This window comes from Brucella anthropi ATCC 49188 (genome assembly GCF_000017405.1).
GTDB lineage: Bacteria > Pseudomonadota > Alphaproteobacteria > Rhizobiales > Rhizobiaceae > Brucella > Brucella anthropi.
Genome location: NC_009667.1, coordinates 2,023,794 through 2,042,812 on the forward strand (window position 1 = coordinate 2,023,794; position 19,019 = coordinate 2,042,812).

Below are 19,019 nucleotides of genomic sequence, written 5' to 3' on the forward strand. Positions count from 1 at the left end.
TGATTGCGCGAGAACGGTTCAGCCTAAACCTTGGCAGGATTGAGCGTAGAATAGTCAAAGGCGGCATTGCAAAAATGCCGCCTTTTGTGTCTTTAGAAACTTATGACGACAGAGCGCTTTTTTCTCGGAATAAAACAATCCGCAACCGGACAGAAATGGGTAGACCGGCTTGGCCTGCGTGAGGCCAATACGGCGCTTGCCATTGCGCAGCATCACGGCATTTCCGATCTGGTTGCACGCGTGCTGGCCGGGCGGGGGGTGTCGGTAGAAAATGCGCCGGAATTTGTCGATCCGACGCTGCGCAATCTCATGCCCGACCCGGCGACGCTCACAGATATGGAAAATGCGGCCAGCCGTATTGCCGATGCCATTCTGCGTCGCGAGACCGTGGCCATTTTTGGCGATTACGATGTCGATGGGGCGTGTTCTTCCGCCTTGATGGCGCGTTTTCTCAAACATTACGGCATTCAGCACTCCATCTATATTCCTGACCGGATTTTTGAAGGTTACGGCCCCAATCCCGATGCCATGCGCGATCTGGTCGCCAAAGGTGCGACCCTTATCGTCACAGTCGATTGTGGCACCAACAGCGCATCGTCGATTACAGCCGCCAAGCAAGCTGGAGCGGATGTCGTCGTGCTCGATCACCATCAGGTCGGCGGCGATCTGCCTGAAGATGCGGTGGCTATCGTCAATCCCAACCGCGAAGATGATATTTCGCAGCAGGGGCATCTTTGCGCGGCAGGCGTGGTCTTTCTGACATTGGTACAGGTGACCAAAATCCTGCGCGAGCGCGGCAAGGGACCGGGTCCCGATCTTCTTTCTCTGCTCGATCTGGTGGCACTGGCAACGGTCTGCGATGTGGTGCCGTTGACAGGTGTCAACCGCGCTTTCGTCGTCAAAGGACTGGTCGTTGCGCGGTCGCAGAGCAATGTCGGCCTTGCGGCCTTGGCGCGTGTTGCCCGCATTGGCGAACCGCTCAATGTCTTTCACCTCGGTTATCTTATCGGGCCGCGCATCAATGCTGGCGGGCGCATCGGCGATGCGGGGCTTGGCGCACGACTGCTGACATTGGACGATTCCGCAACCGCGGATCGGATTGCAGTCGAGCTTGACCGTCTCAATCAGGAGCGTCAGGCCATGGAAGCCGAGATGCTTATGGAGGCTGAAGCGGAAGCTTCGCTGGAAATTTCCGGTGGCGCGGGAGCATCGGTGATCGTGACGGCAAGTGACCGCTGGCATCCCGGTATCGTCGGGTTGCTGGCCTCGCGGCTTAAGGAAAAGGCCCGGCGGCCAGCCTTTGCGATTGCTTTCAACGCCAATGGCGTCGGTTCGGGCTCCGGTCGTTCGATCATGGGGCTTGATCTTGGCAAGCTGGTGCGGGGCGCGATGGAGCGCGGGCTGCTCGTCAAGGGTGGCGGCCATGCCATGGCGGCCGGTATCACCATCGAGCGCGCAAATCTTGGCGCGCTGCGGGCTTATCTTGAAGAAGAATCGGCGCATATCGTTTCGCGCCTGCGCGAAAACCAGAGCCTGTCCATCGATGGCGCACTGGCCGCATCAGGCGCAACGGTATCGCTCTATGAAGCCTTGCAGAAGGCTGGGCCATACGGTTCGGCGCATCCGCAGCCCATATTGGCGCTGCCGCATCATATATTGGCCGATGTGCGTGGCGTCGGGCGCGATCACGTGCGTGTCGCGTTGCGTGGCGCGGATGGAAAGCGCGTCAATGCCATCGCCTTCCGGGCGGCGGAAGGCGATCTGGGGCGGTTCCTGTTCAACAATATCGGCCAGAGCGTCCATGTTGCAGGCAATCTGTCGCTAAATCATTGGAATGGCTCGGTCACGCCACAAATACAGATTCTGGATGCGGCTTTGCCTATTTAAAATTCCGGGCCTATTTGAAATTTCTGGATTTTTTTGCCTTCACGCTCTTGTGAGGTGTGGGGGCGAATTCCCATATGAGCACTGATTTAAACATTCAGACATGACTCTAAGTGGGAGAAACCGATGCCGGGTTCCGGAAGCCGCCTGACCAAACTGACAGCTGCAATGGTATTGGGGCTGATTGCCTCTTTTGCTGCGGTCGATTTCGCCGAGGCTCGCCGTGCGGGCGGTGGCGGTTTCGGCAGCCGTGGCGCACGCACCTATTCTGCGCCAGCGCCGACGCGCACTGCACCTAACAATGCCGCGCCGATGGAACGTTCGATGACGCCGAATACCGGCGCGACGCAGACCAACCGTCCGGGCGCAACAGGTACGCAGAATGCTGCGCAGGCACAGCGTTCCGGCGGTATGTTCGGTAACTTCGGTCGTTCCATGCTGGGCGGTCTTCTCGTCGGTGGCCTGATCGGCATGCTGCTCGGCAACGGCCTTGGCGGTCTTGCCGGGATGTTCGGCCTGTTGTTGCAGGTTGCGGTGATCGCGCTCATTGCGATGTTTGTCATGCGTATGTTCGCAAATCGTCGCCAGCCTGCAGCGGCAGGTGCCGGTAACGCAGGCGCGCAGCCTTTCGGTGCTGCAAAGACCGCAGCCCCGCAAGCTGGTTCACAGGCCGGTTTTGGTGGCCGTACGCCTTCGGTGAACCCGTTCGAGACCAAGCAGGCAGCCGCTCCGGTCACCCCCGCCGCTCCGGCGGTTGAAGATGAACCGATGGATGTCGGTCAGGAGGATCTGGATCGTTTCGAACAGATGCTTGCTGAAGTCCAGACCGCTTATGGCCGTGAGGATTATGCAGCGCTGCGCAAGCTCGCTACCCCGGAAGCCATGTCCTATCTGGCCGAAGAACTGGGCGAGATCGCTTCCAGCGGCATGCGCAACGAAGTGAAGGACGTCAAGCTTCTGCAGGGTGACGTTTCCGAAGCCTGGCGCGAAGGCGATGTCGAATACGCAACCGTTGCAATCCGCTATTCGGCGATCGATGTGATGCTGGATCGCAATACCGGCGCTGTCGTCGAAGGCAATCCGGATGAGCCGGTGGAAAGCGTCGAGCTCTGGACGTTCACTCGCACGGATGGCGGCGAATGGCTTCTCGCAGCCATTCAGGGAACGGAATAATTGTTCAGTATTGAGAAAAAGCCCCGCCCTTGTGGCGGGGCTTTTTTATTACCAGCTACCGATATTTTCGGCTGAAGCCCATGGCTCCTGCGGCGCCAGACGGTCACCTTTCTGGATCAGTTCGATGGAAATGCCATCGGGCGATTTGATGAAGGCCATGTGCCCGTCACGCGGCGGACGATTGATGGTGACGCCTGCATCCTGCAGCTTCTGGCAAGTGGTGTAGATGTCATCGACCATATAGGCGAGATGGCCGAAATTGCGGCCGCCCGTATAGGTCTCCGGATCCCAGTTGAAGGTGAGTTCCAATTCCGGCGCCCGCTCTGCCTTCGCCCGATCCGTATCGGAGGGCGCAGCGAGAAAAATCAGCGTGAAGCGGCCTTTGTCATTTTCAGTGCGGCGGATTTCTTCAAGGCCGAGTTTGTTTACATAAAAATCGAGAGATTCGTCGATGTCGCGAATTCGGACCATCGTGTGCAGATAGCGCATAGTCTTTTCCTCGGCTGTTGTAATTCGGGCGGTTGACGTTCGGGAAACGCAAGGACATCGAATCCGATGTCGGAGGCCGAACGTCAAGTTATCATGGACAGAGTGACGTTCAAAAATTTTGAGCAGCAGATGTGACCGGAAATGTCTTGAACATGTCATTGCCAAATTGACGACCGGCCATATTTCAGGTGGTGGGTCAGTTTCAAACGCTGCTGTGCCGGGAAAAGTAACCATGAAGTTGTGAAGTCTGTGGTCTTCATGGGGACGGATGCAAGTTTGGGCTTGCCGCCTCCGGTTAAGGAAGTGTTATTCTTTGGACAAGAATCAGGTCGGAATCGCAACGGAAGAACAGAGGAGGGGCGAACGCATGGCGGACAAGTCTGTGTCTAATGACCAGTTTCACAGCCAGCACGCCTCGGAAGAGCTGGGCGATATCATCGAAGTCTCGGGCCATATCAAATGGTTCGACGTAGCCAAGGGCTACGGCTTCATTGTTCCAGACCAGCCGGGCCTTAATGACATTCTTCTCCATGTGACGTCACTGCGTCGCGACGGCTTCCAGACTGCTCTGGAAGGTGCGCGCATCGTTTGTGAAGTTCGCAATGGCGATCGCGGCCTGCAATGTTTCCGCGTCCTGTCGATGGATACGTCTACTGCCGTTCACCCGGCGCAGATGCCGCCGCAGCGAACTCATGTGACTGTTACGCCGTCGAGCGGCCTTGAGCGCGTGATCGTCAAGTGGTTCAATCGCACCAAGGGCTTCGGCTTCCTGACGCGCGGCGAGGGGACGGAAGATATTTTCATCCATATGGAAACGCTGCGTCGTTTCGGCATGATGGAGTTGCGCCCCGGTCAGGTCGTGCTTATTCGCTTCGGCGAAGGCGACAAGGGCCTGATGGCGGCGGAAATCCATCCGGATATCGGCACGGCAATCCCGGTTTCGCATTAGAGCGCGCCAAATTTCTCAATTCTTGTAACAAGCAGGTGAAGGCCGCTTTGTGCGGCCTGAGCGGTCTTGTCGTCACTCTGTCCTATTGCTAGGTTCCAAGCCTGTTTGTTTACAAGCCAGTTTGTTTATCTGAGTGGGCAGGGTATGGGCCGCATTTTTCTCGCTTTTGCATTTGTTTTCTTCGCATTCGTTGCTCAGGCCGATGAGACACAGCCGATGCGGCTGCCGGTCGACAAGGAACCGCTGACATTCATTACCTCCAATGGCAACAAGGTAAATTTTGCGCTGGAAGTGGCTGAAAGCGACGATGCACGTGTGCGCGGCCTGATGTGGCGCACGGATTTTCCCAAGGATCGCGCCATGATCTTCGTGTTCGGAGAAATGCGCCGTGTCATGATGTGGATGCAGAATACACCGTCGCCTCTTGATATGGTTTTCCTCGATGACAAGGGACGCGTATCGGCCATTCACGAAAATGCGGTGCCATTCTCCGAAAATATCATTTCATCTGAAGTTCCGGCAGCGTATGTCGTGGAGGTTCTGGCCGGTACGGTTAAAAGAACCGGCATAAAGATTGGTGACAAAGCGGTCCATCGTGTGATTTGTGGCGAATGCCGGTCGTGACGCTGCTGTAATAAAATCAAGAGGAATAATCAGGTGAGTGCCCTCGATATCGAATATTTCGAACATGACGGTTTGCGTCTGGCATATCGTCAGGACGGAGAAGGCGATCCGATCCTGCTCATTCATGGCTTTGCTTCTTCAAGTCTCGTCAACTGGGTTTCGCCCGGCTGGTTCCGTACGCTGACCGAAGCCGGATACCGCGTTATCGCCATCGATAATCGTGGGCACGGGCTTTCCGCGAAGCCCCACGACGCAGACGAATACACGCCGACCAAAATGGCGGCTGATGCTGCAGCCCTGCTCGATCATCTCGGGATCGAAAAGGCGCATGTCATGGGCTATTCCATGGGCGCACGCATTACCGCATTTCTGGCGATTGAACACGCCGAGCGCGTTCATAGCGCTGTTTTCGGTGGGCTTGGCATCGGCATGGTAACGGGCGCTGGCGACTGGGAGCCTATTGGCGAGGCGCTGCTTGCAGAAGATCCGACCACGATCACCCATCCACGTGGACAGATGTTCCGCAAATTTGCCGACCAGACCAAGAGTGATCGTATCGCCCTTGCAGCCTGTGTGATTACCTCCAAGGAGCTGGTTCCCGCCGCTGCGATTGCACGTATCATGCAGCCTGTTCTCGTGGCCGTCGGCACGACCGATGATATTGCAGGCAGCGCGCAGGAACTCGCCGATCTTCTGCCAAATGGACAGGCCGTCGATATTCCGGACCGCGACCATATGCTGGCCGTTGGTGACAAGGTCTACAAGCAGGCGGTGTTGCAGTTTTTGAAAGAAAATCGACTCTGAAGCGAATTTGATTTCTGACAAAGAATGCGCCGACGGGGCGCGTCAAATTCGGCTGTGTCAAGGCAAAGCATTTTAAGTTATGCTGCGCGCCGAACTCGTATTGCGGCGTGGGGATTGAGCGAAAAGTTCGGCTGTCGTCTCCTCCTCGCGCGGTGCAAAACTGGAGTATGCATATGTCCGTTCGCACATCAGCGAAAGCGACCCCCGGTCTGGGTCAGGTCGATCCCATCTGGCATTCCATCCGTGCCGAAGCGGAGGAAGCGGCCAAGAACGATCCCGTGTTGGGCACGTTCCTCTATGCGACGATCCTCAACCAGCCGAGCCTGGAAGATGCGGTCATGCATCGTATCGCCGAGCGTCTCGGGCACGCCGATCTGAGCGCCGATATTCTGCGCCAGACCTTTGACGCGATGCTGGATGCCAATCCTGAGTGGTCCCAGATTGTCCGCGTCGATATTCAGGCGGTTTATGATCGCGATCCGGCCTATAGCCGCTTCATGGATCCGATCCTTTACCTGAAGGGTTTCCATGCGATCCAGACCCATCGTCTGGCGCATTGGCTCTATCATGAAGGCCGCAAGGATTTCGCCTATTACCTGCAAAGCCGTTCGTCCTCGATCTTCCAGACGGATATTCATCCGGCGGCTAGACTCGGCAGCGGCCTTTTCCTTGATCATGCGACCGGACTTGTGGTCGGCGAAACAGCGTTGATCGAAGACAATGTTTCGATTCTTCACGGTGTCACACTCGGCGGCACGGGCAAATCGAGCGGCGACCGTCATCCGAAAATCCGTCACGGTGTGCTGATCGGTGCTGGCGCGAAAATTCTCGGCAATATCGAAGTCGGTCATTGCTCGAAAATTGCAGCCGGTTCGGTGGTTCTGAAGCCTGTTCCGAACAATGTCACGGTAGCCGGTGTGCCGGCCCGGATCATGGGCGATACGGGTTGTGCCGAGCCTTCCCGCGTCATGGACCAGATGCTGGGCGAAGGGATTTAGGCGATACATCGTATCGTTGCAGCTTGAACAAGGCCGCTTGCTGGTTTTTTCCAGTATGCGGCCTATATTCTGTCTAAAGAGGCTATTGGACGCCAACATCCCTTGAGTCCCCGTTTATCGGGGGTTTACATAGGAAATTGCCGGGTGCAATAAACCGGCTCAATTCAATATCAGGAGAAGCCGGTTGAAACCCGAAGAACTCAAAAAACTGGACGCCTATTTCAAACGGACTTTCAATAATCCCGGCCTGCAGGTGAAGGCGCGTCCGCGCAAGAACGACTCCGCCGAGCTTTACCTCAACGACGAATTCCTGGGCCTGGTCTATAAGGACGAGGATGAAGGCGAACTCTCCTACAATTTCTCGATGGCCATTCTCGACGTTGATCTTTGATCGGTCGCGGTAATCGCGTCGCAAACGACGCTGATGCCGGGCAGGAATGTTCTTTGACGCCCTTTCCTATGGAGAGGGCGTTTTGTTGTCCAGATATGACTCCAGATATGACTGATGAGGATTCATGAAGATCATCGCTGCCACGCTGGCCCTTTCTGTCATGCTGCCGTCAGTCGTCCGTGCGCAGGCTATCGAGGACGACGGAACCTGCCCGAAGCTCGCAGAGAACTTCAAAACCATCTATTTCGGATTTCCCGATATCAAAAAGGATTCCATCGAGCGGATCGCGAGCTGGAAAGCCTCTTGCGCGAGCAAGGCGCCTGTCGGCAAGGAAAATGTCGTCGCTTTATGCACCGCCCATATGACGAGCGAAGGCAGCGTTTTCTTCTGGATCAAGGCGGGCGTGGAATCAGAGCTGAGCGGTTATGAGATTTGCGATTATCCCTGAGAACGCCAGATAGTTTTGACCCTTGGGTGTCTTTATGAAATTCGGTTTTTCATTGGCCATGCTTTTGGTGGCCCTGTCCTTAGCGGCGCGCGCAGAAGTCCTCGGCACTATCGAAACCGGGCAGGACGATGGCTCACGGTCGGTCATTGAGATCCTCGATGAACCGCAAAGCATCGGGAAATGCGACGGCGCTTACGCCGCCGCAGCCTATGTCATGGACCACAACTACTCGCTTCTCGCGGGAAAAGGATGCTGGAAGTTTCTTGGGTCGGCAGAAATACTAAAGCTGGAGATCGTGCTGGCTGCCACGGAGGAGCATCTTTTGAGCGGAGTTCCGCTCAGCCAGATCAAGTTCAGGGAAGATGGACGAAGAGCTTTCCAGGAGTTGAACGGGGAGTAGAGGCGCTCAGGACTGCCGATGTCGTTCCAGTCCATCGACTAATAGCATCAAGCCAAAATCGAACAGATTTTCTGCGCCGTCTGCATCCAGTATTGCAATGGCTTGGGCAATTTCCGATGTCGCAGTGATGCTTACGGCATCGCCCGGCACGCTTTCGTGGATGTCGGCCTGTTGTTCCAGCGCTGAACCGACAACATAATGGCTTATGGCGATTAGCGCGCGCGCTGCATTTGCGGGTGTAAAGCCTGCCTGAATCAAAAACTCGATCTGGGTTTCCGCCTGTCCCGCCTGATTGTTATTCGGGCGGGTTCCGGCGTGAATGTGCGCACCGTCACGATAAGTCAGCAATGCCCGTCGGAAACTATGTGCATTTTCAATTAGAAAATGACGCCAGTTCTCCCCAGCGCGCGGTAAGGCGTGGTCGTGATGCTCTGCCAAAATCGTTTCTGCAAGGGCATCCAGCAGCACACGTTTGTTTTTGAAATGCCAGTAGAGAGCAGGTTGTTGCACACCCAGCCGTTCCGCCAGACGACGGGTCGTCAGGCCTTCTTCTCCGACCTCGTTCAATAGTTCCAGTGCCGTTTGTATCACGGCATCACGGTGCAGTTTTGCCAATGCGCTCACCAAATCAGTTGTGTCTTGACAATTTATCATTGATAAATTTTAAGTCCAGTTCCTTATCGTTGATAAATTGTGAGGCTGGCATGAAACGCACATTGATGATTGTTCTCGCCGTTACTGCTTTGGACGCGGTGGGAATCGGGCTTGTGATGCCTGTCCTGCCCAGTTTGCTGCGGGATGTGGCTCATTCCGACGATGTGGCGGGGCACTATGGCGTGTTGCTGTCTCTTTATGCACTGATGCAGGTGTTCTTTGCCCCAATTCTGGGGGGAATGTCCGACCGGTTTGGCCGGAAGCCGATCCTGCTTGGCTCGCTCATTGGTGCGATGATCGATTATGCCATCATGTCTGCCGCCCCTCATCTCTGGGTTCTTTATGCCGGGCGCATCCTATCGGGCATGATGGGGGCAACGATGGCGGTTGCAGGGGCTTGCATAGCGGATACGGTGGAAGAGGGCACACGTGCTCGAGCTTTTGGCTGGCTGGGTGCATGTTATGGCGGCGGTATGATTCTTGGACCGGTCGTTGGCGGCGCGTTAGGAAGTATATCACTGACAGCTCCATTTGCCGCCGCCGCCGCGGTCAACGGTCTCATGGCCCTATCTGTCTACCTTGTGATGCCGGAGGTACGCCGAACAACCAAACCGGAGCCTCAGGCGAAGGGACTTCATTGCGCTCTTGTACCATCGGGTGTGCAGAAGGGGCTGAAACCGTTGCTGTGGGTTTTCTTTCTCCTGCAATTGGTAGGGCAAATACCAGCTGCCTTGTGGGTGATATTCACTGAAGATCGTTTCCATTGGGATACGACATATGTCGGCTTGTCGCTTGCGGCATTCGGTTTGCTGCATGCTATGTTTCAATGGCTTGGTACGGGGCGTCTCGTCGCAACAATTGGAGCTGGATATACGATAATCATCGGAATAGCGGCTGACGGGCTGGGCATGGCATCTCTCGCGATCGCGACAGAAGGATGGATGACTGTGCCAATTCTCGTCTTGCTGGCATTTGGCGGGATAGCGATGCCAGCTCTGCAATCCGTCCTGTCGGATAAGACCAGTCAAGACGAGCAAGGCGCGCTTCAGGGGATGTTGGCAAGTCTTACAAATATCAGTGCCGTCGCAGGGCCGGTTATCTTTACAGCCTTTTATATGAGGACTGCAGCCAGCTGGAACGGATGGGTGTGGCTGTTTGGGCCCGCAATCTATCTGGCGGCCGCTCCATTACTCATTTTCGTTCGGCGTCAGTCGGCGGGCTTGCCGTCAAGGAGATGAGCGTTGGCAAAATCGACGATCGCCTTGTCCAGTGACTTCCATTCGCCAAGCATGGAGCGGGGGAAGCGATAAAGTATCTGCAAGTCGCGGCCGAACTGGACGTCGCGCTCGCATGAATTGAAGCTTTCCGCACCGCTATCCGCAAGACATCGTGCAACGAATTCCGGCTTGCCGCTGCTCGGATCGGACAGGACCAGTTCCTCGCCCTTGTAACCGCTGCTTTCCAGAAAACGGTGTACTGTCAGGTTTCCGGGGGCGGTTTCCCCGTTCGGGTCTATCAGCTCGGCATAGATGGGCAGATAGCGCCCGCTCATGTCGCGGGACATGGTTCGCTGTTCGATAGACATGAAAATGAGATGCCGTTTCGGGGTCAAAAGGTTGAAGATGGCGCGGTCGCGTTCCGTATAGCCGGTAAGCCCCGGCCAGCGGGCATAAAGATCGAGACGCCCCGTCACCCCGTCACGTCGCTGGTTCGAAAAGCGGATCATATTGGCTGGAATCGACAGGACATTGTTGCCAATGATGATTTCATAAGCGTGCGTGCTGTCGGAGTGTCCGCCGCGCGCAATCAGCGGACCAAGCAGACGCCCGCCAACATTTACGGCAACCGAAAGCAGAATCAGAACGATAACCGCCAACAGCAGCCAGCCGAAGAGGCGGCTTCCCATTTTCGAGGCGGTGTAATCTGGTGCTGTTTCCATCTGGGTGTCATGGTGATGATATTGCAAAAGAATATCGGTCTTTTATGGTTAACAGAGCGTGAAGTCGTGCTTGTATGACTGCTTGAAACGGCTTAGCGATTCAATATCGAGTTTGCTGATGGAGGAAGAACATGCCGATCTATGCATATAACGGGCACAAGCCGCTATTCGCGGACCGCAGCAGCAACTGGATCGCGCCCGATGCGACCCTGATCGGCAAGATCGTTGTGGGTGAGAATGCCGGGTTCTGGTTCGGTGCCGTTTTGCGCGGCGATAATGAGCCGATCACCATTGGCGATGACACCAATGTTCAGGAACACACCATCATGCATACCGATATCGGCTTTCCGCTCACAGTCGGTGCAGGGTGTACCATCGGGCATCGGGCCATACTTCATGGCTGCACCGTTGGCGACAACACATTGATCGGTATGGGAGCCATCGTTCTCAATGGCGCGAAGATCGGAAAGAATTGTCTGATCGGGGCAGGGGCGCTTGTGACAGAGGGCAAGGAAATACCGGACAATTCGCTGGTCGTCGGTTCTCCTGCGCGGATCCTCCGGGAACTGGACGATGCTGCGGTGGATAAACTCAGACTTTCCGCAGAGCATTACGTCGAGAAGGCCCGATCTTTCATGCGTGGGCTGGAGCCGGCCTGAAAAGAAAAAGGACGGGGCCAGAGGGAGACTGACGACCCGTCCTTGTTCGATTAATCTGTTGATTAGTTCTTGATGCTGCCAACCAAGAGTTCGCGGTCGCTCTTGATTGAGACCCAGCTACCGGTGTTCGTGGTCGACTGGCGCTTGAGATAGGTATAGTCGGTCTTGTTCCAGGCGAGAACGCGGGTATCGAGATTGTCGAGAATGAAGTCGCCACGGTCGGTGCGAACGGTCAGAACCGCATGGCCTTCACCGTTTGGCTGGCGAACCACTGTGAAAAGCAGCGTATTTGCCGGGATGCCGAGCGCCATCAGTTCACGACGCTTCAAAAGCATGTAGTCGTCGCAGTCGCCGACTGTTGTCGGATATTCCCAGTATTCCTCGCGACCCCAGGCTTCCATATCGGTCATCGGCGCAATCTTTTCGTTGACGCTCGCATTGACTGCAATGATCTGCTTCCAGATTTCCGGCGTCAGTTTCAGCATATTGCTGTTGCGGCTGGTGATGTTGCATTCGGACTTGTAGCGATCGCAGAATTCGTAGTGGCCAATCGGCTGCGAAGTGCGTTCGCCGGTCGTCATCCACGGTGAATTGGAGGCGGGGCTTGCTGCCTCTGCCAGTCCGATTCCGAGCAGCATCAGGATGGCTGCGATGATGGTTTGCTTTGTCATTCTTTTGTCTCCCTGTTGGAGACCAAGATGACTTAGACAATTTGAAGGCACGCAAATTTGCGCACGAAAATGCGAGTCAAATTCGATTAAAAGTGCAAATAACGCTGAAACTTTTTGTCAACGAACGGACAAATTCAGGGCAAAATGGGCTGTTTTTGCGGCTTTTTCGTGATTGCGGGCATTTCGCGGTTTGCCATTCCGTAACCTTGACACGCGTTCATCTTTTGGGCGGATGCTTTCAACCGAAAAGATTGTCCAGCGTTGTGCTGGTCTGGATGGTGGCGAACTCGATTGCAAAACCGCCTTGGAAATGACGGACGACAGTTCCCCGGATCGGTCCAAGCATGACGCCGCTCTTGATCGCGGGCTTGAACTCGCTTTCGATTGCCGCACCGGAAAGCGAAAGGTCCGCAATGCGGCACAGTCTCTGGGCGCCATCGGCAAAAGTAATGTTCTGCTGGGTTTTGCGTGGCACAACACGTTCGTGACGGCGATCTTCCGGCAGGGCAAGTTCGTGCTTGTTGGCAAGCCAGGTCAACTGTGCGGAAAGCTTGTCTTTCTTCTGTTCGGAGGTCGACAGGAGAATGTGGAAACCTTCGGATGTAACCTCGTTGGCAATGCCTTCAATCCGTCCCACGTGATCGATATAGGCGATGATCCGTTCACCGTTGCGCGGCGTTGCAATACCGCTCATGAGCGCAGTTCCAGGCGACATGCGCTTGATGATGCAGGGAAATTCGCTGCGATTTTCCAGCATGTAGCGACCGTTGAGATCGACATTCACGGCGTTGAAATTTTCCTGCCGCACATTGCTTGCAGTAGATGCCGCAGCAAATCTATTCATCAAAGCCGATCCATCTCGAAATTGGGTACTCTTAATTATCCGCCACAATACAGTAGCCGTCGATAAAGAGAAATCGCGATTTCAACCCTAAGTCAGGCTTTGCCGCCCTTGATGACGCGCAATTTCGGAGCGGCGTGCTCCTGTAGCTGCGTCAGGCGAACATTCGTCCACTCCCGGCCTGTTCGGGGTGCATTCACCGTGATGGCAGCCGATTTTCGGATGTCATCCGCAAGAATCAGATCGGGCGCCACCGGGTCGATGGAATTTAAATGCCCGAGGACGATTGGATCGGCTCCGACCCATGCGACGGAATCAAGCACGGCGATGCTGCCAAGCAGGCTGATCTGCCCGTTTGGCGCCTCCAGCGGGGCGAGAAACATTTCCAGCCCGAGGCTTCGCCCGGACATGCTGATTCCCACATGCGACACGAGGGCAGGGACTTCCAGGCTACTTACATTTTCCGACAGTTCGCCAAGGGCTGCCCGGTCCCGCTCGGACCAGAGCGAGAGAAACCGTGTGTTCTTCAGTTCGCGACCGAAAAGGGTGCAGATGCGTGTTCCGGCCAGACGAAAGGACAAATCACCATGCTTTTCGGCTTCGAGGAAGAAAAGGTCGGACAGATGACGCCCGAGCTTGCGCGGCTCGATCTGTTCGCGCATCGGCGCGCGAAAGAAACCGCTTTCAGTGCGGGCCAAACGCTGCCATTCGGCGAAAATCGCGATCGTACTGCGGTGTTTCATCATGCGCCGTTGATTTGTCCGTTGCACGCGGAGGCTGGCTCCGCTGTTGAACGCATTAAAATAGTATTAACGGCGAGGATGCCAGTTTAACCCTTTCTTCATCCACCGGGCTCGTTCGTTAAGGTTAATAATAAGTAATGGTTGCACGGCACTGAAAGACGCGCTTTGATAGGGCATCAGACGAAGCCTTTGACTTGGTTGGCGTTTTTCTGAGCTCCAGATTTAATTTCGCGAAAGATTTCTGTTCGCGTGAAGGCCGACCGGGAACCTCCGTCGGCCTTTATTTTTAACAAATTCTGCCCTATCAACATGCATCGACCAGACGCAAAAGGCTCCTTCGGTCCAATTGCGGTGCTTCGCATAAAATAGAAAGCAGCAGTTCATGAGCGTTCCCCAGCCGGAAATGAACGGCAGTAACCGCCGGTCGGGCGGTAGTGAGCCGATGTTCAATATTCCGGGCGTTGTTCTCGCTCTGATTGGCCTCTGCGCCGCAGTCTATATTTATCAGAACTACCTCATCAGCGAGCAGCAGAACTATGAATTCATGCTGAACTTCGCGCTCATTCCGGCGCGGTTCTCGCTGGCGGACGGGTTCACCGATCCCGCCGCACTTTTTACGCTCATCAGCTATTCCTTCATGCATGGCGGCTTCGCCCATATTGCCGTCAACATGATCTGGCTTGCGGCTTTCGGTTCCCCGCTGGCCGGGCGCATCGGTACCGGACGAATGATCGTTTTCTGGATATTCACTTCGGTGATTGCCGGGTTGACCCATTACGCGATCTATCCGGACAGCGTTTCGCCACTGGTGGGCGCATCGGGCGCGATTTCGGGAATGATGGGTGCAGCGGCGCGTTACGGTTTTCGTCGCATCGGCCATGGACGCAGATCGGAATTCGCAGGCCCCGTTCTTCCGGTAGGGCTGACCCTGACGCTGAAGCCCGTCCTGACTTTTGTGGGTGTCTGGTTCCTGATCAACATCATTACCGGTCTTTACTCGACTGGCGGGGCGGACCTTTCCAGCATTGCCTGGGAAGCGCATATAGGCGGCTTCATCGCCGGCTTTTTCGGTATTTCACTGATGGACCGCCCACGCAGCTATGATGCCGTGCTGAGGCGATAGGGTTCTGCACTCTTTTGGCTTTGACAAAGCCTTCTCCCCATTTGATGCCACTTGCTAATCGGACGATCGAAGCGCACCATCATGGAACGTGGTGGGAGGAACTGCGTTCTGCTTCATATGGCGTTTGAACGCCAGAAGCAGCGAGTGCTAAATCTTGGAGGGACTTTGGCATGACCGTAAGATCGATTCTCGAGACAAAGGGCAGGGATGTAGTGGTTATCGCACCTGCCGATACACTATCTCACGCTGTCGCCATGTTGAACAAACACAAGATCGGCGCTCTGGTGGTGTGCGACGAGGCCGGTCGAATCAAGGGAATCCTGTCAGAGCGTGATGTGGTGCGCGCTGTCGCCGCACAAGAAACCAAGGCCATGAGCATGCCGGTCACCGAGGTTATGACGGCAAAAGTGCAGGTTTGTCGCGAACATCACACGATCAATCAGGTGATGGAAATCATGACACGAAGCCGATTCCGCCATATGCCGGTGGAAGAACATGGCAAGCTCGTGGGAATCATCTCGATTGGTGACGTTGTGAAGCGGCGTATCGAAGATGTTGAGCGCGAGGCGGAAGATATTCGCACCTATATCGCCACTGCCTGAGAGTATTTCCAGAGAAAGTGCGAAGCGGTTTCGCGTAGGATAATGCGTACAAACAAAGAGATAGAGCGGTTCCACGCTTCTGTTTGAGCTGGAACCGCTCCGGGTCATCGCGATTCGATATTTATATCTCCCGGCAGGCCAACCGGCCGGGAGGCATTTCATTGAAGAGTCATACTCGAATCAGCGTGCGCGCAGATATCGCTCAGCAGCATAAAGCGAGATTGCAGCCGCATTCGATACATTGAGCGACTTGATTTCGCCCGGCATGTCGAGGCGGGCAAGCGCGGTGACTGTTTCGCGCGTCTTTTGACGCAGGCCTTTGCCTTCTGCACCCAGTACCAGGGCGATTCGTCCGCCGGACAAGGTGGCTTCCATTTCCTGCGGTCCTTCCGAATCAAGACCGATGGTCTGGAACCCGAGGCTGTGCAGCTCTTCAATCGCTTCGGCCAGATTGCGCACTTCGATATGAGAGATCATTTCGAGTGCACCGGAGGCGGCCTTCGCCAGAACGCCGGTTTCCTGCGGGCTGTGACGGCTTGTCGTAATCAGCGCGCCAGCGCCGAAGGCGACGGCTGAACGCATGATAGCGCCGACATTGTGCGGATCGGTCACCTGATCGAGAACGAGAAGCAGCGGGCTGTCCTTAAGTTCGGACAGTTTACGGGCGCGCAGCGGTTCAGCTTCTATCATGACGCCCTGATGGACGGCCTCGGAACCGGTTTCCTTGTCGATATCGCGCGGATCAACGATTTCGACAGGGAAGGGGAGAGATTCAGCCTCTCCGATCTCAAGTCGGGCGAATCCGTTTCGTGTCGCGCGCATGCGCAATATTTTGCGTTCCGGGTTTTCCACGGCGGCGCGGACTGTATGCAGGCCATAAAGCCGTACGGTTCCCTCAGTCACGGCGCCTGCCGAAATGGAAGGACGCTGCGGTTTGCGCGGTGATTTGCCTTCGGTCACGGCCTTCTGGTCGCGATGCTGGCGGCGCAGGCGCGCATAATGAGAATCTTTTGGGGTGCGGGGCGAGTTTTGATCGGTCATGGCGTGCTTATAACTCTTTAGGTGAGCGGAAGATAGCGACTTCACCTGTGATTGCTATCAGGCTGTTCTGATTGCAAAATAATCTCTGATGGCTGGAAAATCCTGAGAAATGCGGGCGTTTGAGCCTATGGAACAGGAGCGTGGAAGAGGATCTTTCCACGACGTTGTGGACGGACATGCATTCTTTTCGCTTTTACCCTGTTGACAGGGGATAAGCTTATCGTCATAAGGCCCCTCGCGGATCGACGGCTGGCCCGACAGTCAGCCAGAAGCCCCGCGGAAATGCCTAGTCGCTCGACTCTGCTGATAGTGATATCTGGAGGGATGCCCGAGTGGTTAAAGGGGACGGACTGTAAATCCGTTGGCTATGCCTACGTTGGTTCAAATCCAACTCCCTCCACCACTGTCGGATCAGAGTTAAGAGTGCGCGGGTATAGCTCAATGGTAGAGCAGCAGCCTTCCAAGCTGAATACGCGGGTTCGATTCCCGCTACCCGCTCCAAATTTTTCAGAGCGGTTTGGCGTGTAAGGAATCATCGACGGGCGGTTCGCCGTTCCGTTTTGGCATAAATGCTGGCCCGGAAGCCAAAAGGCTTTTGTGCTGGCGCTTGAGCGGTTCTAGAACAAAGAGAACAACGGCGATGGCAAAGAGCAAATTCGAACGTACGAAGCCCCACGTTAACATCGGCACGATTGGTCACGTTGACCATGGCAAGACGTCGCTGACTGCAGCGATCACGAAGTTTTTCGGCGAGTTCAAGGCGTATGACCAGATCGACGCCGCTCCTGAAGAGCGCGCCCGCGGCATCACGATCTCGACGGCACACGTCGAGTACGAAACGCCGAACCGTCACTATGCACACGTCGACTGCCCAGGTCACGCTGACTATGTGAAGAACATGATCACCGGTGCTGCCCAGATGGACGGCGCAATTCTGGTTGTTTCGGCCGCTGACGGCCCGATGCCGCAGACCCGTGAGCACATCCTGCTCGCTCGTCAGGTTGGCGTTCCGGCAATCGTCGTGTTCCTGAACAAGTGCGACCAGGTTGACGATGCAGAACTGCTCGAACTGGTTGAACTGGAAGTTCGCGAACTTCTGTCGAAATACGATTTCCCGGGCGACGAAGTTCCGATCATCAAGGGCTCGGCTCTTGCTGCTCTGGAAGATTCTTCGAAGGAACTGGGCGAAGACGCCGTTCGTTCGCTGATGGCCGCTGTTGACGACTACATTCCGACCCCGGAACGTCCGATCGACCAGCCGTTCCTGATGCCGATCGAAGACGTTTTCTCGATCTCGGGCCGTGGTACGGTTGTGACGGGTCGCGTTGAGCGCGGTATCGTCAAGGTTGGTGAAGAAGTTGAAATCGTCGGCATCAAGGCGACGGCGAAGACGACGGTAACCGGCGTTGAAATGTTCCGCAAGCTGCTCGACCAGGGCCAGGCTGGCGACAACATCGGCGCTCTGATCCGCGGCGTTGGCCGTGAAGACGTTGAACGCGGCCAGGTTCTCTGCAAGCCGGGTTCTGTGAAGCCGCACACCAAGTTCAAGGCAGAAGCCTACATTCTGACCAAGGACGAAGGTGGCCGTCATACGCCGTTCTTTACGAACTACCGTCCGCAGTTCTACTTCCGCACGACGGACGTGACCGGTGTTGTCACGCTGCCGGAAGGCACGGAAATGGTTATGCCTGGCGACAACGTCGCTATGGACGTCACCCTGATCGTGCCGATCGCCATGGAAGAGAAGCTCCGCTTCGCTATCCGTGAAGGCGGCCGCACCGTCGGTGCTGGCATCGTCTCCTCGATCATCGAGTAATCAATTTGACTGGCGGTTACGCCGCCAGTCTGGCATTCTGCCGATCAGGCATTGCAATGCCGCATAGGGGTATAGCTCAGTTGGTAGAGCGACGGTCTCCAAAACCGTAGGTCGCGGGTTCGAGCCCTGCTGCCCCTGCCATTTTATAACGGGTGCTCATGGCTTGACTATGGGCGCCCGTTTTCTATATTATAAGTTAGGCGGCAATCTATGCCGCCTTACCTTTTCGACGGTGGCGCAGGCTTCGGCAAGGCGACGTCGTTGAAAATGATAATTCCCTGCGGGATTTGTTGGCCGGGTAGGGAAGGATCGCCGCCGCACGATTGGATGGTGCGCCGAGTGATATTCGCAAGGATCGGATTTCCGATAAGCCTGTATGGTATTCTTTTAACCTTTGGGCTTGTTTTTTTCGGGAATCGATTCTATGTAGCGTCAACAGACACGCGGCGCGTGGGGCTGAATTTTCAGCTTTGCGTGCCGTATACGCGTGACTTCAGGCTTCTGATTCGTTTCGACGGGTTAGGGTTTGGGGGTAGCGCCGGATCAATGACAGAGCGGCAGATGGCATCCAAAACGAATCCGATCACCTTTTTTCAGCAGGTTCGCGCCGAAACGGCGAAGGTGACCTGGCCTACACGGCGTGAAACGGTCATCTCCACCATTATGGTGGTGATTATGGCGTTTCTGGCTGCCGCGTTCTTTTTTCTTGCCGACCAGCTTATGGCCTATGGCGTAGAATTTATTCTCGGCCTTGGTCGATAAGTTAGGAT

Annotated in this window: 22 protein-coding genes and 3 tRNA genes; 18 read left to right on the forward strand and 7 right to left on the reverse strand. The window is 55.6% G+C overall.

Annotated elements, in window-relative coordinates; genetic code table 11:
* Positions 1-102 precede the first annotated feature (102 nt).
* Both recJ and OANT_RS09990 read left to right on the forward strand, forming a co-directional pair.
* Positions 103-1,887, forward strand: coding sequence for a single-stranded-DNA-specific exonuclease RecJ (gene recJ, locus OANT_RS09985; protein ID WP_012091892.1), 1,785 nt, complete (start codon positions 103-105; stop codon positions 1,885-1,887).
* 123 nt (positions 1,888-2,010) lie between these two features.
* The gene (locus OANT_RS09990; protein WP_012091893.1) at positions 2,011-3,057 is read left to right on the forward strand and encodes a Tim44 domain-containing protein; all 1,047 of its coding nucleotides are present in this window, start codon (positions 2,011-2,013) and stop codon (positions 3,055-3,057) included.
* 48 nt (positions 3,058-3,105) lie between these two features.
* Here the strand turns inward: OANT_RS09990 and OANT_RS09995 are convergent, their stop codons facing one another.
* Positions 3,106-3,546: a VOC family protein gene (locus OANT_RS09995; RefSeq protein ID WP_010659885.1), complete on the reverse strand. Its 441-nt coding sequence runs from the start codon at positions 3,544-3,546 to the stop codon at positions 3,106-3,108.
* A gap of 367 nt (positions 3,547-3,913) precedes the next feature.
* Between OANT_RS09995 and OANT_RS10000 the strand changes: the two genes are divergently transcribed.
* From OANT_RS10000 to OANT_RS10030, 7 genes are all read left to right on the forward strand, one after another.
* The gene (locus OANT_RS10000; protein WP_010659886.1) at positions 3,914-4,495 is read left to right on the forward strand and encodes a cold-shock protein; all 582 of its coding nucleotides are present in this window, start codon (positions 3,914-3,916) and stop codon (positions 4,493-4,495) included.
* Between the two features lie 144 nt (positions 4,496-4,639).
* Complete coding sequence (locus OANT_RS10005; protein WP_029928863.1) at positions 4,640-5,119, forward strand: DUF192 domain-containing protein; 480 nt, start codon at positions 4,640-4,642, stop codon at positions 5,117-5,119.
* Positions 5,120-5,152: 33 nt separating this feature from the next.
* On the forward strand, positions 5,153-5,923 hold the full coding sequence (locus tag OANT_RS10010) for an alpha/beta fold hydrolase (protein WP_012091895.1): 771 nt from the start codon (positions 5,153-5,155) through the stop codon (positions 5,921-5,923).
* Between the two features lie 173 nt (positions 5,924-6,096).
* Positions 6,097-6,921 (forward strand): serine O-acetyltransferase, encoded by an 825-nt coding sequence (gene cysE, locus OANT_RS10015; RefSeq protein ID WP_010659889.1) that lies wholly within the window; start codon positions 6,097-6,099, stop codon positions 6,919-6,921.
* A gap of 184 nt (positions 6,922-7,105) precedes the next feature.
* The gene (locus OANT_RS10020; RefSeq protein WP_010659890.1) at positions 7,106-7,312 is read left to right on the forward strand and encodes a DUF3126 family protein; all 207 of its coding nucleotides are present in this window, start codon (positions 7,106-7,108) and stop codon (positions 7,310-7,312) included.
* Between the two features lie 124 nt (positions 7,313-7,436).
* Entirely contained in the window at positions 7,437-7,760 is a 324-nt protein-coding gene (locus OANT_RS10025) for a hypothetical protein (RefSeq protein WP_012091896.1), read from the forward strand.
* A gap of 34 nt (positions 7,761-7,794) precedes the next feature.
* The gene (locus OANT_RS10030; protein ID WP_012091897.1) at positions 7,795-8,160 is read left to right on the forward strand and encodes a hypothetical protein; all 366 of its coding nucleotides are present in this window, start codon (positions 7,795-7,797) and stop codon (positions 8,158-8,160) included.
* A gap of 6 nt (positions 8,161-8,166) precedes the next feature.
* Here the strand turns inward: OANT_RS10030 and tetR are convergent, their stop codons facing one another.
* Positions 8,167-8,784, reverse strand: a complete 618-nt coding sequence (gene tetR, locus OANT_RS10035) for a tetracycline resistance transcriptional repressor TetR (RefSeq protein WP_280114084.1) — start codon at positions 8,782-8,784, stop codon at positions 8,167-8,169.
* Between the two features lie 80 nt (positions 8,785-8,864).
* On the opposite strand from tetR, the gene tet reads away from it, so the two are divergent.
* Positions 8,865-10,052 (forward strand): Tet(A)/Tet(B)/Tet(C) family tetracycline efflux MFS transporter, encoded by a 1,188-nt coding sequence (tet, locus tag OANT_RS10040; RefSeq protein WP_012091899.1) that lies wholly within the window; start codon positions 8,865-8,867, stop codon positions 10,050-10,052.
* Here tet and OANT_RS10045 read toward each other — a convergent pair.
* Positions 10,022-10,753, reverse strand: a complete 732-nt coding sequence (locus tag OANT_RS10045) for a hypothetical protein (RefSeq protein ID WP_012091900.1) — start codon at positions 10,751-10,753, stop codon at positions 10,022-10,024. The genes tet and OANT_RS10045 overlap by 31 nt on opposite strands.
* 131 nt (positions 10,754-10,884) lie before the next feature.
* Between OANT_RS10045 and OANT_RS10050 the strand changes: the two genes are divergently transcribed.
* Positions 10,885-11,412, forward strand: coding sequence for a gamma carbonic anhydrase family protein (locus OANT_RS10050; protein ID WP_012091901.1), 528 nt, complete (start codon positions 10,885-10,887; stop codon positions 11,410-11,412).
* Positions 11,413-11,474: 62 nt separating this feature from the next.
* On the opposite strand, the gene OANT_RS10055 is transcribed toward OANT_RS10050, so the two are convergent.
* From OANT_RS10055 to OANT_RS10065, 3 genes are all read right to left on the reverse strand, one after another.
* Entirely contained in the window at positions 11,475-12,083 is a 609-nt protein-coding gene (locus tag OANT_RS10055) for a transglutaminase-like cysteine peptidase (RefSeq protein WP_010659895.1), read from the reverse strand.
* Between the two features lie 238 nt (positions 12,084-12,321).
* Positions 12,322-12,927 (reverse strand): PilZ domain-containing protein, encoded by a 606-nt coding sequence (locus OANT_RS10060; protein WP_010659896.1) that lies wholly within the window; start codon positions 12,925-12,927, stop codon positions 12,322-12,324.
* Positions 12,928-13,019: 92 nt separating this feature from the next.
* Positions 13,020-13,667: a PAS domain-containing protein gene (locus OANT_RS10065; RefSeq protein ID WP_040130114.1), complete on the reverse strand. Its 648-nt coding sequence runs from the start codon at positions 13,665-13,667 to the stop codon at positions 13,020-13,022.
* Positions 13,668-14,049: 382 nt separating this feature from the next.
* Here OANT_RS10065 and OANT_RS10070 point away from each other — a divergent pair, with 382 nt between their 5' ends.
* Together OANT_RS10070 and OANT_RS10075 are read left to right on the forward strand one after the other, a co-directional pair.
* Entirely contained in the window at positions 14,050-14,790 is a 741-nt protein-coding gene (locus tag OANT_RS10070; RefSeq protein ID WP_029928849.1) for a rhomboid family intramembrane serine protease, read from the forward strand.
* Between the two features lie 170 nt (positions 14,791-14,960).
* Positions 14,961-15,392 (forward strand): CBS domain-containing protein, encoded by a 432-nt coding sequence (locus tag OANT_RS10075; protein ID WP_012091904.1) that lies wholly within the window; start codon positions 14,961-14,963, stop codon positions 15,390-15,392.
* Positions 15,393-15,572: 180 nt separating this feature from the next.
* Here the strand turns inward: OANT_RS10075 and rlmB are convergent, their stop codons facing one another.
* Positions 15,573-16,433, reverse strand: coding sequence for a 23S rRNA (guanosine(2251)-2'-O)-methyltransferase RlmB (gene rlmB, locus OANT_RS10080; protein WP_012091905.1), 861 nt, complete (start codon positions 16,431-16,433; stop codon positions 15,573-15,575).
* Between the two features lie 318 nt (positions 16,434-16,751).
* Here rlmB and OANT_RS10085 point away from each other — a divergent pair.
* The 5 genes from OANT_RS10085 (at position 16,752) to secE (ending at position 19,011) form a co-directional block, all read left to right on the forward strand.
* Positions 16,752-16,836, forward strand: a tRNA-Tyr gene (locus OANT_RS10085).
* Positions 16,837-16,860: 24 nt separating this feature from the next.
* Positions 16,861-16,934, forward strand: a tRNA-Gly gene (locus OANT_RS10090).
* A 139-nt stretch (positions 16,935-17,073) separates the two neighbouring features.
* Entirely contained in the window at positions 17,074-18,249 is a 1,176-nt protein-coding gene (gene tuf / locus OANT_RS10095; protein ID WP_012091906.1) for an elongation factor Tu, read from the forward strand.
* 65 nt (positions 18,250-18,314) lie between these two features.
* Positions 18,315-18,390 (forward strand) — tRNA-Trp (locus OANT_RS10100).
* Positions 18,391-18,810: 420 nt separating this feature from the next.
* Positions 18,811-19,011, forward strand: coding sequence for a preprotein translocase subunit SecE (secE, locus tag OANT_RS10105; protein WP_002964376.1), 201 nt, complete (start codon positions 18,811-18,813; stop codon positions 19,009-19,011).
* Positions 19,012-19,019 lie beyond the last annotated feature (8 nt).

Coding starts and splice junctions, on each gene's coding strand:
- recJ (WP_012091892.1), top strand. CDS start 103: ATGACGACAGAGCGCTTTTTTCTCGGAATAAAACAATCCGCAACCGGA.
- OANT_RS09990 (WP_012091893.1), top strand. CDS start 2,011: ATGCCGGGTTCCGGAAGCCGCCTGACCAAACTGACAGCTGCAATGGTA.
- OANT_RS09995 (WP_010659885.1), bottom strand. CDS start 3,546: ATGCGCTATCTGCACACGATGGTCCGAATTCGCGACATCGACGAATCT.
- OANT_RS10000 (WP_010659886.1), top strand. CDS start 3,914: ATGGCGGACAAGTCTGTGTCTAATGACCAGTTTCACAGCCAGCACGCC.
- OANT_RS10005 (WP_029928863.1), top strand. CDS start 4,640: ATGGGCCGCATTTTTCTCGCTTTTGCATTTGTTTTCTTCGCATTCGTT.
- cysE (WP_010659889.1), top strand. CDS start 6,097: ATGTCCGTTCGCACATCAGCGAAAGCGACCCCCGGTCTGGGTCAGGTC.
- OANT_RS10025 (WP_012091896.1), top strand. CDS start 7,437: ATGAAGATCATCGCTGCCACGCTGGCCCTTTCTGTCATGCTGCCGTCA.
- OANT_RS10030 (WP_012091897.1), top strand. CDS start 7,795: ATGAAATTCGGTTTTTCATTGGCCATGCTTTTGGTGGCCCTGTCCTTA.
- tet (WP_012091899.1), top strand. CDS start 8,865: ATGAAACGCACATTGATGATTGTTCTCGCCGTTACTGCTTTGGACGCG.
- OANT_RS10045 (WP_012091900.1), bottom strand. CDS start 10,753: ATGGAAACAGCACCAGATTACACCGCCTCGAAAATGGGAAGCCGCCTC.
- OANT_RS10050 (WP_012091901.1), top strand. CDS start 10,885: ATGCCGATCTATGCATATAACGGGCACAAGCCGCTATTCGCGGACCGC.
- OANT_RS10055 (WP_010659895.1), bottom strand. CDS start 12,083: ATGACAAAGCAAACCATCATCGCAGCCATCCTGATGCTGCTCGGAATC.
- OANT_RS10060 (WP_010659896.1), bottom strand. CDS start 12,927: ATGAATAGATTTGCTGCGGCATCTACTGCAAGCAATGTGCGGCAGGAA.
- OANT_RS10065 (WP_040130114.1), bottom strand. CDS start 13,667: ATGAAACACCGCAGTACGATCGCGATTTTCGCCGAATGGCAGCGTTTG.
- OANT_RS10070 (WP_029928849.1), top strand. CDS start 14,050: ATGAGCGTTCCCCAGCCGGAAATGAACGGCAGTAACCGCCGGTCGGGC.
- OANT_RS10075 (WP_012091904.1), top strand. CDS start 14,961: ATGACCGTAAGATCGATTCTCGAGACAAAGGGCAGGGATGTAGTGGTT.
- rlmB (WP_012091905.1), bottom strand. CDS start 16,433: ATGACCGATCAAAACTCGCCCCGCACCCCAAAAGATTCTCATTATGCG.
- tuf (WP_012091906.1), top strand. CDS start 17,074: ATGGCAAAGAGCAAATTCGAACGTACGAAGCCCCACGTTAACATCGGC.
- secE (WP_002964376.1), top strand. CDS start 18,811: ATGGCATCCAAAACGAATCCGATCACCTTTTTTCAGCAGGTTCGCGCC.